Origin of the sequence: Chryseobacterium antibioticum (assembly GCF_012927325.1) — a bacterium.
In the GTDB taxonomy this organism is placed as follows: domain Bacteria; phylum Bacteroidota; class Bacteroidia; order Flavobacteriales; family Weeksellaceae; genus Chryseobacterium; species Chryseobacterium antibioticum.
Map to the genome: position 1 here is coordinate 126,524 of NZ_JABBGI010000009.1, position 15,442 is coordinate 141,965.

Here is a 15,442-nt window from a genome sequence, read left to right on the forward strand (position 1 = left end):
TAATTTTTTAGTTATTAATAATGACATTTACCACACTCAAGACCTCCAATTGCATCTACAGTGATCTTACCGCCATCCTGAGGATATTGTTTTTTCAACTTGTCATGTAGATTCTTGAAGTATTCTTTATTATAACCGTTGTTCATATCAACCTCAGTAGTTCTGTGACATTCGATACACCATCCCATGGTGAAGTCGTTAGCCATTTGAACAACATTCATTGTATCAATTTTTCCGTGACAAGCTTTACATACAACATCAATTTTGTTGTTTGGATTCTTTTTGTTGAAAGAATTGATGATCGCTTGTTCACCTGCTACTACGTGCTGAGAGTGGTTGAAGTACACGAAGTCTGGCATGTTGTGGATTCTGGTCCATTCAACCGGCTGTGTTTTTCCAGTGTACTGCTGTTTGGCAGGATCCCAGCCTGTAGCTGCATAGATCTTCTGGATCTCACCGTCGTAGAATGCTTTATCTTTTCCTGGCTCCATGTAGTGGTCTGCATTGTACTCAGAAATAGTTCTGTGACAGTTCATACAAACGTTCATCGATGGAATTTCGGATACTTTACCATATTTGGCACTTGAGTGACATAACTGACAGTCAATTTTTTGTTCTCCAGCGTGAATTTTGTGAGAGAAGTAGATAGGCTGTTCAGGCTTATACCCTTTGTAAACACCGATCCACATAATCCAGTTCCAAACTCCATAAGCGGCCAGAAGGGCAAGGATACCCAATGCTGCTTTACCTATGTAGTGGTACTTCTCATAAATTTCGCTGAAAGATTTAACTCTCGTTTCGTTAAGTCCTGCTAAGTCTTCGGATTGACCTAATTTAACCAATTGTCTCAGTTTAATTAAGATCCAAACCAATAGAGCTGCAATGGCCAGAAGTGAAATAATAACTACGCTTGTTGTAGTATTATTTGCTGGAGCTGCAGCGGCACCGTCTGCTGTAGCTGTTCCTGCTGCCGGTTTCTTCTCTTCCGGAGCCGGAGGATTAGTGGTGAATGCTAAAATGTCGTCTATATCCTTCTCCGTAAGATTAGGAAACTGCAACATTTCAGTTTTATTAAATTTTTCGAAAATCTCATTGGCGTATTTATCCCCAGAAGCTCTCAGAGCTTTGTTGTCTTTGATCCACTTGTGAAGCCAATCTCTGTCTACACCACCCTCTGTCTTTACACGTTCTACAACACCCTTAAGAGGTGGTCCTATTACCTGTTTGTCCAGCGCGTGACATGCAGTACAATTCGCTTTGAAAAGTTTCTCTCCATTTTTAGGATCGCCGTCTTGCCCGTAAATTGAAGCACTTGTCGATAGCAATAAGCCTATTGCGATCAACGTTTGTTTATAATGCTTTCTCCAACTAATCATTTAAATTATCTTATGTTAGTAAAATATTGAACCAATCAATTCCGCAAAAATAATATTTTTAACAGGAATTTAACGGTATATGGAAAAGGGAAAATATCATTTACGTTTAATTTGTATTGATTCTAAATAGTGTTGTTTGGTATAATTTTTTAATTTTAATAGATTTGCAGAAACAAGTTTAAATGAGAAATTTAATCAAAATATTTTCAATAATATCTTTATTTGGGTTTTATAGTGTTGAAGCCCAACAGGTTGTTAAAAAGGATACTCTGTCTGGTACGGAGCTAATAATGACGATGGACCCCAAAGTAAGCGCTGCTTTAGGAGGAATTGAAGATAAATGTTCGAGGACTGCCGGAGGTCCTTCGGGTTCTTCGGTAAGAGAAAATAATACAGACAATGGAATTGTGACGGCTCCAAAACCTCCAAAAATCTATGTTCCGAGCAGAGAATTGAGCAATGCAGAGATTTGTAGAAAAAATCCGAGAATTTTAGGATTTAAAATTCAGATCACAACGGTAAAGAGTAACGAGGAAGCGAATGAGGTGAAATCTTATTTCAGAAAAAGATTCCCGAATCTTAAAGTGGAAACGGATGCTTCTTTAAGACCCAACTATAAGATTTTAGCAGGAAGCTACTTTACCAAACAGAGTGCAGCTTCAGATCTGTCAAAAATAAGAGAATACTTTAAATCGGCGGTTGCTGTACAGTACAGGATTTTCTGTGCTGAAGCGAGATAAAGACGAAAAGATTATAAAACTAAAGCTGAGAATTTTCTCAGCTTTTTTACTGATAATAGGTTTCCAGGAACTGGAAAAAATCAGACATTCGGAACAGGTTGTTAGCCAATAGAAAAGCTAATAAAATAACCATTGTTGCCATTAAAAATGATAAGGTTTTCTGGTGTGATCTGTAGCTGTTAAAAAGCCATCCCAGAAGCAATGGATAGACAAAAACAAAATGTCCTCCATAGATATACGAAGTGTGAAGTCCAAACCTCATAATGCAGTGAATGACAATGTCAATCAGGAATGAAATGGCCAGGATTTGCATCAGTTTGTTTTTAAAATTTTTAAAATAACTCCACAAAATAAGAGCTAATAATCCAATGATAAAAGCATAACAGAATGAAGAAGAATAAGGTTCCATTAAAAGGCCTTTGAAGTCAAAACCTTTCATGTTATGTTTGTCCGTTGTCATGAAGCTTGGAAACAAAACACTGCCGCCAAAAAAATAAGAAAGCATCATATCCCAATCCGGAATTGATTCTACATTGGAGAACTTTTCATACTGTTGGTTGGTTTTGGAGAAGATGTTTTCATACTTAAAATCAATTCTCAACAGATAAAGAAATACAAAACATACCATGGTAAGGGCTACACGGAAAACGGCATTTCCAAATTTTTTCCAGCTTCTGAAAAGATCTTTTTCAAATAATACGGGAATAAAAACTTTAACAAGATTGGTAATGGTAAGGCCTCCGATGGTAATTCCGGCAAGCGTAAGTGCCGATCCGGGCATTTTTTCGTCTCTTTTTATCTTTACAGCAGCATAATAATTGTAAATACTGAGCAGAAGCAGCGTATATGTGAAATTTTCAGGGGTGAAAGAAAGAATAATATTTGTTGAAAAAGCACCGAAAAACAGAATGATTAGCAAGCTGATTGTAAGTGGAAGTCCGGTGATGTTCTTAAGATACTTGAAAATCTGAACCATACACAAACTTATCGCTGTATTGCTGAGCCAGGCAAGCGTAAGTCTAAAGGTGGTGTCCATTTTTCCACCTGAAATCAGTAAGGAAAACTCTCTGACCCAGTTGAAAAAATAGTAAGCCAAAGGATGTCTCTCAAAACTTCCACCGGTCATCACAATCGCTTTATTGTCAAAACTGAAATAGGCGTCCCAAGGAATTCTACTGTCAAAAATAATTCTGTAATGAAGCGCAATGTAAGAGCCCAGAATACCGTAACAGGTCAGGAAGAACAGAAATACTGCCAGCTCGGTGTAGGTAGAAGGGAATACCTGCTTTAAAAGATTAATGAGTTTTGTTTTAATAAGAGACACGTGTCAGTTTTTTGCAAAAATAAAATAAAAAAACTCACCTTGTGTGGTGAGTTTTAAAGATTATGATCATGTCATTACTGCTTGATCACTTTTTCGATAGCAGATGTACCGTCGTTAAATTCCGCTTTGATGATATAGGTTCCTTTTGAAAGCGATGAAATATCTGTTTTGTCAGACTCCGTTTTCATTACTGTTCTTCCGGACATATCCATAACAGAGACCATTTTTACTTTTTTATCAGTCTTGATGTTGATCGCTCCTTTTGTTGGATTAGGATAGAATGCTGCTGAATTTTTAGTTTTTGCTGTTTCACTTGTACTCAAAGTTCCAGTTGTAACTTTTATATCGTCTACCATGAACATGTAAATGTCATTTGATACACATTGAATGCCTATTCTGATGGTTTGACCTGCATAGGTGTCCAAGCTGTAAGATCCTTGTCCCCAATTGGGGTATGGTGCAAGCAGTGGTTGTGCTCCTGCTCCTGCAATGATCGTAAAGTTAGCAGCAGCAGTAGGGGTACCTGATCCCACATAGATTCCTATCCTGTATTTTTCAAGCCCATAAGAATTTGACAATGACTTTGTCCATAGGGATAATGTATTTGCAGCAGCACCCAGAGTTATCGGGGGTGAGATCAGCCAGTCATTGTTAACTACTGTACCTCCTGTTGGTGGAGTAGCATTCCAGCAGGCAGCGTATTTAGCTCCGCTGTGAGGAGAGAAGTTTCTTACTTCTTCATCCACTCCTGGAATTGGCGTAGCATTATTAGTTACATTTGAAGCAGAAGGGTTAAAGATTTGAAAAGCCATTGGTGCATTGGCATTTGCCCAGTTTGCCGTCCAGGAATCATCTTCTGTAGGACCACCACCTGTGTAGGTAGGTCTGCCGTCAAGGTCCAGAGTGAGCCAGCTTCCAAAACCTGTAGTAATGAAGTTACCGTAAGAGTCAAAATTTTCATCAAGAAGCACCGTCTGAGCATTCGATGCTGTAATGCCAAGCAATACACTTAGAGAAAAGAGAATTTTTTTCATAATAATAAGATTTTTCCAAAAGTAGTGAAAAATTATTATTTTGATGTTGAAAAATATATTTTAAATTGCTCACTAAGTGGGTTTTAGCTTTTAGGAACTGCATGAAAGTGTAGAACAGCCTGTCGTATCATCATAGGCAGATGGTCTTTTTGCTGAAAATTCAGGATATAATTCTTCATAAGGATTTTCTAAAGCACGGGTGAGTTTTTCAAGCATTTCAGTTTTCCCGGCATTGATCTCTTCGATACATTCATAAAGAAGATAATTTCTCAAGGTAAACTTTGGATTTGACTGTTTCATTAGGGATAATGACTTTTCTCTTGAAATCGTGTTGGATATCAGTCTTGCTTCATATTTTTTGGCGAAGTCCTCCAGTTTTCGAACTCTCTGATCTGTTAAAACGACATAGGATACATTTTCAAAAAGAGACTTCACGTCACTTTCAGGATTTAATTTTTCCAGCTGATTAAAAAAGAGAGTGTAATCCAATTGAAGTTCCTGCATCAGCCCCTGCCAATTGGTGAAAAATTCTTCATCACTCTCTCTGAGTTCATCGAATCCAAATTTTTTGCAGAGCATTTTGTCGTGAGCTTCCCAAAAATACGACCCATAATGATTGAGAGTGTTTTCTAAAAATTTTTCGTCTTTGATGAGCGGATGAAGGGCATTCGCAAGCTGCCATAGATTCCATTGTGAGATCTGACCCTGCTTCCCAAAAGCATATCTTCTTCCCGGAAGATCGGTTGTGTTTGGCGTGAAATTCAGATCGTATTCATCCATCATTGAATAAGGACCGTAGTCTACAGTTAATCCCAAAACAGACATGTTATCGGTATTCATAACACCATGAACGAATCCTACTCTGAACCATTCGGTCATGAGATTGGCTGTTCTTGTACATAAACTTTCAAAAAAGTGTTTGTATTTTTCGATACCATCGGTAGTGATTTCCGGATAGTAATTTTTAATAGTGAAATCAACGAGGTCCTGCAGGGTTTTATATTCCTGCTGTGCAGAGATCAGTTCAAAATGTCCAAAACGGAGAAAGCTTTCAGCGGTCCTGATGACTACAGCTCCCTTTTCCAGTTGTGGATTTCCGTTATACATCATATCCCTTACCACATCTTCACCGGTGAAAGCAAGACTTAAAGCTCTGGTGGTAGGAACTCCCAGATGATACATGGCTTCACTCATCAGATATTCACGTACTGAGGATCTCAATACCGCTCTTCCGTCTGCATGTCTTGAATAAGGAGTGGCGCCGGAACCTTTCCACTGGATTTCTGTCTTTTTCCCGTCCTTACTGATGATTTCTCCTGCAAGGATTGCCCTTCCGTCCCCAAGCTGTCCCGCCCAGTTTCCGAACTGGTGTCCTGCATAGGCTGTGGCATATGTTTTTACGTTTTCAGGAAGGTTATTTCCTACGAGAAAATCCAGATCCTTTTCTTCATATGGTCCAAGACCCGTTTCTTCTGCCAGGGTTTCGTTAAAGGCAATCAGTTTTGGTCCGTCAAAACCTGCCGGCTTTACGGTTGCAAATAGAACTTTCGGGGTGTTTCTCTGCATTGGATTGTCAGAAAAATCTCCTAGAAATATATCGGTGAAGGGCTGTTTGATCTGTTCAATATTCATAGATCAAAGGTATTAATTATAAAAGAAAAGACCTTCCAGATTATTGAAAGGTCTTGTGTATTTTTAAAAGAGAATTTATTTATTGAAATCTACCTCATCGGTTGAGTGAAGATTGTCGTTGATATTTTCTTCTTTTTTTTCTGTATTGTTTTTAGGGGTAGTATTTACAGGCTTTGGATTCTTGATCTCATCCATGGTCTGAAGTCCTCCATCGTCTCCGTAGCCTTCACCCAGGCCTTTTAGGTTTGAACATCCGTCTTTCCAGTCAGATGGTCTGGTGAATTTGTCATCAGGTGTGATTCCCAGAGATTTATCAGCCCAAACTTTCTTCATGAAGATAGCCCAGATCGGTAATGCCATTTTCGCACCCTGACCTTCACCGGTCCCAAGGAAGTGGGTGGCTCTGTCTTCCCATCCTACCCAGGCTCCTGTTGCCAGTTTTGGAGTGATTCCCATAAACCAACCGTCAGAGTTGTTCTGTGTAGTCCCTGTTTTGGCAGCAATTTCCACACCTTTAGAGATTCCTCTTCTTCCCAATTCTCCGGAAGCGGTACCATATTGTGCAACACCTTTCATTAATTCAATCATGGTGTAGGCATACATTGGGTTCATGACTTCTTTCGGCTCTACGTTTACTTCTTTGATCACCCTTCCATTGGCATCTTCAATTCTCCAGATCATTTCCGGTTTATTGTGGTTTCCATAGTTGGCGAAAGTACTGTAAGCACCTAGCATTTCATAGATGGTAATATCTGATGAACCTAAAGCAATGGTATTGTTTCTAGGAATATCTTCTGTAACTCCCAGGTCTCTTGCTGTCTGGATAACGGCATCTACACCAGTCATTTCAATAAGTCTCGCAGCAATCGGGTTTTGAGAGTGTGCTAAACCGTCTTTCAACGTCAGCATTCCTCCTCTTCCCGGAACATTCCATCCGTTATGGCTGTAAGAAGCATTAGAAACGGTAGAGCATGGTGTCATACCCAGTTTCATAATAGCGGTTGCATATACGAAAGGTTTGAAGGTAGATCCTACCTGTCTTTTACCCTGTTTGATGTGGTCATACTGGAAATGTTGCCAGTCTATACCTCCTACCCATGCTTTGATCTCTCCACTTCCCGGAACCATCGACATTAAGCCGGCCTGTGCCACTTTTTTGTGCCATCTGATGGAATCCCACGGAGACATTTCCACTTCTTCTTCTCCGCTCCATGTGAAACGGGAAGTTTTGGTAGGTTTTTTAAACTCCATAATAATAGAGTCTTCAGGCATACCGTCCGCTTTTAATAGCTTATAACGGCCAGTTCTTCTTACCGCCTGCATCATTACATCTTTGATCTGTTTATCATTAAGATAATAAAATGGCCAGTTCTTTCTTCCTCTCTGTTCTGCATCAAATCTTTTCTGAACATCAGTAAGGTGTTCTTTGATAGATTCTTCTGCGTACTTCTGCATTTTGGAATCCAGGGTAACATATATTTTTAACCCGTCTTTGTAAAGGTTAAGCTTCTTGCCTGTTTCCTTTTCATAACCTTCAAGATACCTGTCTATTTCTTTTCTTAAATAGAACTTATAATAAGCCGAATATCCGTCTGTAATGTTTTTAATAGGGTGGAAGTCTACAGCTATAGGGGTACTGATAGCTTTTTCATACGTAGCCTGATCAATATATCCTGTTTTCTGCATCTGATCCAATACTACATTTCTTCTTTCTTTTGCTTTTTCAGGATATCTGTATGGGTTGTTCTTTCTTGGGTTTTCAAGCATGGCTACGAAAGTTGCAGCCTCAGGGAGGGTAAGCTCCGAAGTTTTTTTGTTAAAGTAAACTTTGGATGCCATTTCTACACCGTTTGCATTGAAAAGAAAGTCAAACTTATTGAAATACAATGTAATGATCTCTTCTTTGGTATATCTTTTTTCAAGACTTACCGCAACGACCCATTCTTTCAGTTTCTGAAATGCTCTTTCGATTTTATTCTGAGAAGCCGATCCTGTGAAAAGAAGCTTCGCTAACTGTTGAGTAATGGTAGAACCTCCACCTCGTCCCCCTCCATAGACTACAGCTCTGGCAATAGACTGAAGGTCAATTCCTGAGTGTTCTTTGAAACGCTCATCTTCTTTAGCCTGAAGGGCATAAATAAGATAAGGGGGAAGGTCTTTATAAACAATAGGCTGTGTTTTTTCCTTTTCAAACCTGCCTAAAGTAACACCGTCCGAAGAAATAATTTCAGAAGCGACATAAATATCGGGGTTTTCAAGTTCCTTTACATCCGGCATTTCTCCAAGAAAGCCCTGGGAAACAGAAAAGAAAAGTCCTGAAATACCTAAAACGACTGCAATGAGTCCAATCCAAATAAATTTAACCCACTTTTTCCAAGAGGTATCTTTCTTTTTTTTGGGAGGAAGAGGGAAGGTTTTCCCCTTATTTCCTGCGTTTTGTCTGTTGTCTTCCATTTATGGTTACGGTTTAGCCGTTTCTATTTTTACTCCAACATCTTCAATTCCCGGAAGGTTGTCATTTCTCATCGCCTGGATCAGGCTGATTTCATACTTTCCTTTTTCCGGAAATTTATAGTTCAGTTTATACTGAAATAAAGCTTCCTTCGTATCACCAAAACCTGTACCAAGCCATTCTCCGTTTGGTTTTGCCAGTACATAATTCAGGGTATCTGTTTCCTTCTTTTTGTTCTGGAGATTGGTGAAGTTTACAATAAACCTTATATTGCTGTAAGGATAACTGTTGTTATTTCTTACGACAAATATAATATTTTTAGGATTCTGCGGATCTGAAACTTCAAGATTAAATTTTTGCTCGCTTTTCTTGCTCCATTTGTTGTTAACAGAGTTCATGATAACGTTTTCTCCCGAAGAAGATTGACAGCTAAAGAAAAGGATGAGAGGTAATAATCCTAAAATTTTACGCATTTTTATCTTTTTTTGGAGGATATTTCTTTTTAAAATTTTTCTTGTTCGGGTTCGGCTGTTTTGCTTCCGGGTTAGAAGGTGCATCCGTTTTTTCCGTTTGTGCTTTTGGCTGCTGTTGCGGCTTTGGCTGCGGTTTCTGTTGCGGTCTTGGCTGGTTTCCGGAATTAGCGTTAGGGTTTTCCGGTCTTTCGGATCTTTCTGGTCTGCTTTGCTTTGGTCCCTGGCTCTGGCCTTGTGCCTGTTGTCCTTGCCCGCCGCTGTTCGGTTTGTTCTGGTTTCTATTCCTGTTATTGTTCCCTCTGTTCTTTTTTTCGAACCTGTCCATATTGTTTTCCTGGATTAGGTCGATGGTTTGAACAGGAGTATCAGGTTGTTTCAGATCTTCCAGAGGAAGGATTTTTTCGCCTTTTTTATTTTTTGCGATTAATTTCTTAACAAGTTCAATATCAAAATCATACCATGCCATTGAACTGTCAACATAAGCAAACCACATTTTCTTTTTGAAAACGTCGATTTTGATACAAAACGCTCTTCCTTTTTCAGTGTCCAACGTTGTTGATGAAGAAGGGAAGTGGCTCAATGTATCAAGGTAGCTGTCCAGTTCATAATTAAGGCAGCATTTTAGCTTACCACACTGTCCTGCAAGTTTTTGCGGGTTGATGCTTAACTGCTGGTATCTGGCTACATTCGTATTGACAGATCTGAAATCGGTAAGCCAGGTCGAACAGCAAAGTTCTCTTCCGCATGATCCTATACCGCCAACTTTTGCAGCTTCCTGTCTGAACCCGATCTGTTTCATATCGATCTTAGTTCGGAAAGCACCGGCATATTCTTTTATCAGCTGTCTGAAATCCACTCGGTTATCAGCTGTGTAGTAAAAGGTGATCTTTGAAGAATCCCCTTGATATTCTACGTCAGTGACCTTCATTTCAAGACCTATTCTGTGTGCGATTTTTCTCGCTTCAAGCTTTACAGCATCTTCTTTATTTCTTGCTTCCTGCCAGACTTCAAGGTCCTTTTGGTTAGCTTGTCTGTATATTTTAAGTATTGATTCTTCAGGAAATTTTTTCTTTTTTATCTGAATCTTTACTAATTCTCCGGTAAGGCTTACAACGCCTACATCGTGTCCCGGGCTTGATTCTACTGTTACTACGCTACCTATATGTAAAGGAATATTATTTACATTTTTATAAAACGATTTTCTGTCATTTTTAAATCTAACTTCTACAAGATCGCACCTGTTCGATGCAGGATTGTTAATGTTAGAAAGCCAGTCGAAAACACTTAATTTATAACTATTACCACAGGTATTTACACTTTCACAGCCATTCGCGGTTTTTTTTGGTCCGCAAGAATGGGCAGAATCGCCGGATGTTTTGCATCCACAACTCATATATAACTATTTTTTATAATCTTGCAAATTTATGTAAATTTATCTTTATGCAATTCTAAAATACTTAAATATTCAATATAGGCGTCGTTTAACATTAAACATAGAAAATATATAATAGGTTAAAAGCTTATAAGTTACTAGTGTATATGTGTTTAGCCTGATATATTTTTAAAGTGTTATTTCAAACATAATTTTCTTTTCGTATATTGTTTAAAATATTAAGAAATATTAACAGGTGTATTCAAATTAATTTTATATTTGGGTTATATAATAACAGTCTATGAAAAAAATATTAGTATCAACTGCTTTATTGGCGGGTGTTTTATCTTACGCAGGAGGCTTCAGGGTATCTCTGCAGGGAGTAAAACAATTGGCAATGGCGCATACTAGTGCTCATGCCGAAGACGCAAGTGTGGCATTCTTTAACCCAGCGGGTATGTCATTCATTCCTTCTAAACTGAGTATAGTAGCAGGAGGGTTTGGTGCAAGTAATAAAATTACTTTTCAAAACTTGAATACTTTACAGAGTACAGAAACAGATAACCCTATCGGGACTCCGTTATATGCTGCCGTTGCTTACAGACCGATAGAGAACCTATCTGTTGGTTTCAGTTTTACAACACCTTTCGGAAGTACCGTCCAATGGCCTAGTGACTGGGAAGGGAAAGAAATGGTACAGAAACTGGAGCTTAAGAGCTTCTATTTTCAGCCTATGGTCTCTGTGAAATTAGCGCCTTGGGTGTCATTCGGGGCAAGCTATATTTACGCAAAAGGCAAAGTAAACTGGGATAAAGCTGTAACGCAGTTTGGTGGTGAGCTAAATATTAAAGACGAAAAAGCTAGTGGTAGCGGTTATAGTTTCGGATTCTATTTCAGACCTGACCCGAAATTAGACGTTAGTATTGCGTACCGTTCGCCTGTGGACATGAAGGCTAAAAAAGGGACGGCCACATTCCAGTTCCCATCTGCATCTATTTACCCGCTATTAGGGCTAGATCCTAGTACAGGACAGGATAAATTTACAGCAACGCTTCCTTTAGTTGAAGAATATACGATTGGTTTAACTTATAAAGTAACACCAAAGTGGTTGGTTTCAGCAGATTTCAACTACCATGGATGGGAAAGATACAGTAAATTGACGTTAGATTTTGCAAATGCTCCAATTGGAAATACGCCGGGCGATCCTACTATACTTGTGGCTCCTAAAAACTTCAAAAATTCAAAAACGTTCAGGTTAGGTACTCAGTATGCATTCACTGATATGATCTTTGGACGTTTGGGGGCATATTATGATGAATCTCCATATTCTGATGATCATTTTATTGCAGAAACACCTTCATTTAACACGTATGTAATTACGGGAGGTTTGGGTTTCAAACTAAAACAGTTTGGAGTTGATGTAGCAGGAGGATATGCACTTCCTCAGGCCAGAGACGTAAGAAATGCCGCTCTTGGCTTTAACGGACAGGCAAAAGCTAAAGCATTTTACTTTGGTTTAGGTTTATCGTACAACCCTTTTTAATTGAAAGACTATGAAAAAAATTATAATATCAACACTTGCCGTGTCTGCACTTCTTTTTACAACAAGTTGTAATAATGATTTTGATACTGATGTAAAAGATATCCAGGTAACAAGCGGGGAGGCCAACTTTTCTAATTATGTTTCTTTGGGGAACTCTTTGACTTCGGGTTATAGGGATGGAGCACTTTACAGCAGTGGACAAAATGAATCATATCCAAGTATCATTGCAATGCAGATGAAACTTGCAGGTGGCGGGGCATTTAAACAGCCTTTGATGCCCAATGATGTAGGAGGATTTATTGGACTACCTGGCTTTCCTGGTAAATTAAATCTTCAGGTGGCTGCAAACGGGAGTTTAGGTCCTGTTGCCAGTAGCCCTGCAGCAGCATTAGATAATGTGACAGCTGGTGGACCTTACCAAAATATGGGAGTTCCTGGAGCAAAATCTTTCCACTTGGTTGCACCTGGTTACGGAAGTGCTGCCAATCTTGCCATAGGAGCTGCCAATCCATATTTTGTGCGATTTGCAACTTCTGCAACAACTTCTGTTTTACAGGATGCAATGGCTCAGAAACCTACATTTTTCTCTCTTTGGATTGGAAACAATGACGTATTATCTTATGCTACTAACGGAGGAACAAATTCTCAGACGGTAGGTGGGGTTACTACTTATACTCCGGCAACGGTTCAGAGTGGTAATGTAAATCCACTAACTTATAAATCAAATGATATTTCTGATCCTAATCTTGTAGCAGGATCTATTAAAAATGTATTGGATGGTCTTAAAAGTGTTGGAACAACAAAAGGAGTTATTGGAAACATTCCTTATGTTACTTCTATTCCTTTCTTTACGACAGTTCCCTACAATCCTTTAACGCCAACAACTTTAGGGGCAAATTTAGCAACTCTTAATGCAAGCTTGTACGGGCCGTTAAAGCAGGCATTGACTGCTTTTGGAGCTGGAGACAGAATTAATTTACTTTCTTCCACTTCTTCCAATCCTGTATTAATTAAAGATGTTGCTCTTACAGATCTGTCGGCACAGCTTACTGCTGCCTTGACACCTTCTTTAGGACCGCTTACAGCAGCTGCATTTGGACAAATCTTTGGACAGGCAAGACAAGCTACATCAGATGACTATATCCTTCTTACATCAAGTTCTCTGATTGGGACTACTGCAGCTGGAGTACCGGCTCCTGTAAATGTTTACGGAATTTCTTATCCGTTACAAAACCAACATGTATTAACAAAAACAGAAGCTTCTTATGTGAAGACAGCAGTAGATGCTTATAATACTTCTATAAAATCACTTGCTGATTCTTATGGATTAGCTTTTGTAGATGGTAATGCTAAAATGGTTGAGCTTAATGGAAAGTCAGGTATTTTATTTGATGGGGTAAGATATACTGCCAAATTCGTGACCGGAGGAGCTTTCTCTCTTGATGGGGTTCACCTTACAGGAAGAGGATATGCCGTTATTGCCAACGAGTTTATCAAATCGATCAACTTAAAGTATAAATCTACGCTGCCACAGGTAGATCCTAATAAATATTCAGGAATAAAATTCCCGTAATAATACAGGAAAATAAAAACTTAGAAACCACAAGAGTAATTCTTGTGGTTTTTTTTTAAATTTGCAAAATCTTTAAAAAGTAAAAATGGCCGATCAGTTAAGTTATCTATTTTGTACAAGAACCAGTAAGGACTTGGCAGAAAACATTGCCCAACATTATGGGAAAGAGTTAGGGAAAATCAACTTTCAGGAGTTCAGCGACGGGGAATTTGAGCCTGTTTTGGATGAATCTGTAAGAGGTGGAAGAGTTTTCTTAATCGGATCTACCTTCCCGCCAGCAGACAATCTTTTAGAACTTCTATTGATGATTGATGCAGCGAAAAGAGCTTCCGCAAAAAGCATTACTGTTGTGATTCCTTATTTCGGACTTGCAAGACAGGACAGGAAAGACAAGCCAAGAGCGCCGATAGGTGCAAAACTGGTTGCTAATCTATTAACAGCAGCTGGAGCAACGAGAATTATGACCATGGATCTTCATGCAGACCAGATTCAGGGATTCTTCGAGATTCCGGTAGATCATCTTTATGCTTCAAGTATTTTTGTGGATTATATCAGAGCCTTAAACCTGGATAATCTTACTATTGCTTCACCGGATATGGGAGGTGCAAAAAGAGCAAAAAATTATGCAGGTCACCTGGGTGCTGAAGTAGTAATTGCTTACAAAGAAAGAAAAAAAGCCAATGTTATAGAAGAGATGTTCCTTATCGGTGATGTAGAAGGGAAAAATGTCATCCTTATTGATGATATGATTGATACTGCGGGGACACTTTGTAAAGCTGCAGATATTTTGATGGAAAAAGGAGCAAAATCAGTAAGAGCGATGGCAACTCACGGAGTACTTTCCGGAAAAGCATACGAAAATATTGAGAACTCTAAATTGCTGGAAGTTATTGTAACTGACTCAATTCCTGTTAAAAATAATTTGTCAACTAAAATAAAAGTGCTATCTTGCGCCCCATTATTTGCGGATGTTATGACCATGGTCCATGAGCACCAATCGATTAGTAGTAAGTTTATTATCTAATTGATTTTTAGCATATTGCAAATTTAAACTGAACAAATTTTTAAATTTTTTATAAATGAAATCTATTACAATTCAAGGTACAAAAAGAGAAAGCGTGGGCAAAAAGTCTACAAAAGCTTTACGTGATGCTGAATTAGTTCCTTGTGTTGTTTATGGAGGTGAAGCTCCTTTAAACTTCTCTGCTGAAGAGAAAGCTTTTAAAGGTTTAGTATACACTCCTGAAGCACACACGGTATCTATTGAACTAAACGGAGAAACAATTCCAGCAGTTCTTCAGGATATTCAGTTCCACCCAATTACGGACAAAATTTTACACGTAGACTTCTACCAATTATCTGACGATAAGCCAGTGGTTATGGAAGTTCCTGTAAGACTTACCGGACGTTCTAAAGGTGTTGTGGCTGGTGGTGTTTTACGTCAGTCTTTCAGAAAATTAAAAGTGAAAGCAATTCCTGCAAACTTACCAGACGAGGTAGTTGTAGACGTTACTTCATTGAAAATTGGTAACAAACTTTATGTAGGTGGAATCAAGACTGAAGGATTCTCTTTCGTGCACCCGGACAATGCAGTTGTAGTAGCTGTTAAGATGTCTAGAAATGCAATGAAAGGTGGTGCAGTAGCAGAAGATGAGGATGAAGAAGGAGCAACTGAAGAAGGAGCAGCTCCAGCAGAAGAAACTGCAGCAGAATAATATTTGCTGATTCAACAAATCATATAAAACCTGTCAATTTATTGGCAGGTTTTTTATTGTAAAGCTAAAAGGATAAATGATCCTTCTTACCATTATGTCAATCGAATCTTTCTATCAGCTGATAAGTATCAGCCTGCAGCCCTATGCGTCCTTTAAGAAAAAAAGACGTAAATTTGAAGTGTTCTAAATAAGAGCGATCTAATTTAAA

The 15,442-nt window shown here is 38.7% G+C and carries 12 protein-coding genes; 5 read left to right on the forward strand and 7 right to left on the reverse strand.

The window, feature by feature from the left end; all coding sequences use genetic code 11:
• Positions 1 to 14: 14 nt before the first annotated feature.
• Positions 15 to 1,376, reverse strand: a complete 1,362-nt coding sequence (locus tag HHL23_RS08760) for a c-type cytochrome (protein WP_169234432.1) — start codon at positions 1,374 to 1,376, stop codon at positions 15 to 17.
• Positions 1,377 to 1,558: 182 nt separating this feature from the next.
• Between HHL23_RS08760 and HHL23_RS08765 the strand changes: the two genes are divergently transcribed.
• Positions 1,559 to 2,116, forward strand: coding sequence for an SPOR domain-containing protein (locus tag HHL23_RS08765; RefSeq protein WP_169234433.1), 558 nt, complete (start codon positions 1,559 to 1,561; stop codon positions 2,114 to 2,116).
• A 46-nt stretch (positions 2,117 to 2,162) separates the two neighbouring features.
• On the opposite strand, the gene HHL23_RS08770 is transcribed toward HHL23_RS08765, so the two are convergent.
• The 6 genes from HHL23_RS08770 to HHL23_RS08795 all read right to left on the reverse strand — a co-directional run bounded on the left by HHL23_RS08770 (position 2,163) and on the right by HHL23_RS08795 (position 10,424).
• The gene (locus tag HHL23_RS08770) at positions 2,163 to 3,440 is read right to left on the reverse strand and encodes a DUF6080 domain-containing protein (protein WP_317174678.1); all 1,278 of its coding nucleotides are present in this window, start codon (positions 3,438 to 3,440) and stop codon (positions 2,163 to 2,165) included.
• 74 nt (positions 3,441 to 3,514) lie between these two features.
• On the reverse strand, positions 3,515 to 4,474 hold the full coding sequence (locus HHL23_RS08775) for a T9SS-dependent choice-of-anchor J family protein (protein WP_169234434.1): 960 nt from the start codon (positions 4,472 to 4,474) through the stop codon (positions 3,515 to 3,517).
• 90 nt (positions 4,475 to 4,564) lie between these two features.
• On the reverse strand, positions 4,565 to 6,106 hold the full coding sequence (locus tag HHL23_RS08780; RefSeq protein WP_169234435.1) for a protein adenylyltransferase SelO: 1,542 nt from the start codon (positions 6,104 to 6,106) through the stop codon (positions 4,565 to 4,567).
• A 75-nt stretch (positions 6,107 to 6,181) separates the two neighbouring features.
• A complete protein-coding gene (locus tag HHL23_RS08785) occupies positions 6,182 to 8,560 on the reverse strand; it encodes a transglycosylase domain-containing protein (RefSeq protein WP_169234436.1) in 2,379 nt (792 codons plus the stop codon).
• 6 nt (positions 8,561 to 8,566) lie between these two features.
• On the reverse strand, positions 8,567 to 9,031 hold the full coding sequence (locus HHL23_RS08790) for a gliding motility lipoprotein GldH (protein WP_169234437.1): 465 nt from the start codon (positions 9,029 to 9,031) through the stop codon (positions 8,567 to 8,569).
• On the reverse strand, positions 9,024 to 10,424 hold the full coding sequence (locus HHL23_RS08795) for a PSP1 domain-containing protein (protein WP_169234438.1): 1,401 nt from the start codon (positions 10,422 to 10,424) through the stop codon (positions 9,024 to 9,026). Before HHL23_RS08795 ends, HHL23_RS08790 begins: the two co-directional genes overlap by 8 nt.
• A gap of 280 nt (positions 10,425 to 10,704) precedes the next feature.
• Here HHL23_RS08795 and HHL23_RS08800 point away from each other — a divergent pair, with 280 nt between their 5' ends.
• The 4 genes from HHL23_RS08800 (at position 10,705) to HHL23_RS08815 (ending at position 15,234) form a co-directional block, all read left to right on the forward strand.
• Complete coding sequence (locus tag HHL23_RS08800; protein WP_169234439.1) at positions 10,705 to 11,946, forward strand: OmpP1/FadL family transporter; 1,242 nt, start codon at positions 10,705 to 10,707, stop codon at positions 11,944 to 11,946.
• Positions 11,947 to 11,956: 10 nt separating this feature from the next.
• Positions 11,957 to 13,519 carry an SGNH/GDSL hydrolase family protein gene (locus HHL23_RS08805; protein ID WP_169234440.1) on the forward strand — a complete coding sequence of 521 codons (1,563 nt, stop codon included), beginning with the start codon at positions 11,957 to 11,959 and terminating at the stop codon, positions 13,517 to 13,519.
• Positions 13,520 to 13,604: 85 nt separating this feature from the next.
• The gene (locus tag HHL23_RS08810; protein ID WP_169234441.1) at positions 13,605 to 14,543 is read left to right on the forward strand and encodes a ribose-phosphate pyrophosphokinase; all 939 of its coding nucleotides are present in this window, start codon (positions 13,605 to 13,607) and stop codon (positions 14,541 to 14,543) included.
• Between the two features lie 55 nt (positions 14,544 to 14,598).
• Positions 14,599 to 15,234: a 50S ribosomal protein L25/general stress protein Ctc gene (locus tag HHL23_RS08815; protein ID WP_169234442.1), complete on the forward strand. Its 636-nt coding sequence runs from the start codon at positions 14,599 to 14,601 to the stop codon at positions 15,232 to 15,234.
• Positions 15,235 to 15,442 lie beyond the last annotated feature (208 nt).

Excerpts from the sequence above, each read along its gene's own strand:
- HHL23_RS08790 (WP_169234437.1), bottom strand. The coding sequence starts at position 9,031 with ATGCGTAAAATTTTAGGATTATTACCTCTCATCCTTTTCTTTAGCTGT.
- HHL23_RS08805 (WP_169234440.1), top strand. The coding sequence starts at position 11,957 with ATGAAAAAAATTATAATATCAACACTTGCCGTGTCTGCACTTCTTTTT.
- HHL23_RS08800 (WP_169234439.1), top strand. The coding sequence starts at position 10,705 with ATGAAAAAAATATTAGTATCAACTGCTTTATTGGCGGGTGTTTTATCT.
- HHL23_RS08775 (WP_169234434.1), bottom strand. The coding sequence starts at position 4,474 with ATGAAAAAAATTCTCTTTTCTCTAAGTGTATTGCTTGGCATTACAGCA.
- HHL23_RS08765 (WP_169234433.1), top strand. The coding sequence starts at position 1,559 with ATGAGAAATTTAATCAAAATATTTTCAATAATATCTTTATTTGGGTTT.
- HHL23_RS08815 (WP_169234442.1), top strand. The coding sequence starts at position 14,599 with ATGAAATCTATTACAATTCAAGGTACAAAAAGAGAAAGCGTGGGCAAA.
- HHL23_RS08795 (WP_169234438.1), bottom strand. The coding sequence starts at position 10,424 with ATGAGTTGTGGATGCAAAACATCCGGCGATTCTGCCCATTCTTGCGGA.
- HHL23_RS08760 (WP_169234432.1), bottom strand. The coding sequence starts at position 1,376 with ATGATTAGTTGGAGAAAGCATTATAAACAAACGTTGATCGCAATAGGC.
- HHL23_RS08810 (WP_169234441.1), top strand. The coding sequence starts at position 13,605 with ATGGCCGATCAGTTAAGTTATCTATTTTGTACAAGAACCAGTAAGGAC.
- HHL23_RS08785 (WP_169234436.1), bottom strand. The coding sequence starts at position 8,560 with ATGGAAGACAACAGACAAAACGCAGGAAATAAGGGGAAAACCTTCCCT.
- HHL23_RS08780 (WP_169234435.1), bottom strand. The coding sequence starts at position 6,106 with ATGAATATTGAACAGATCAAACAGCCCTTCACCGATATATTTCTAGGA.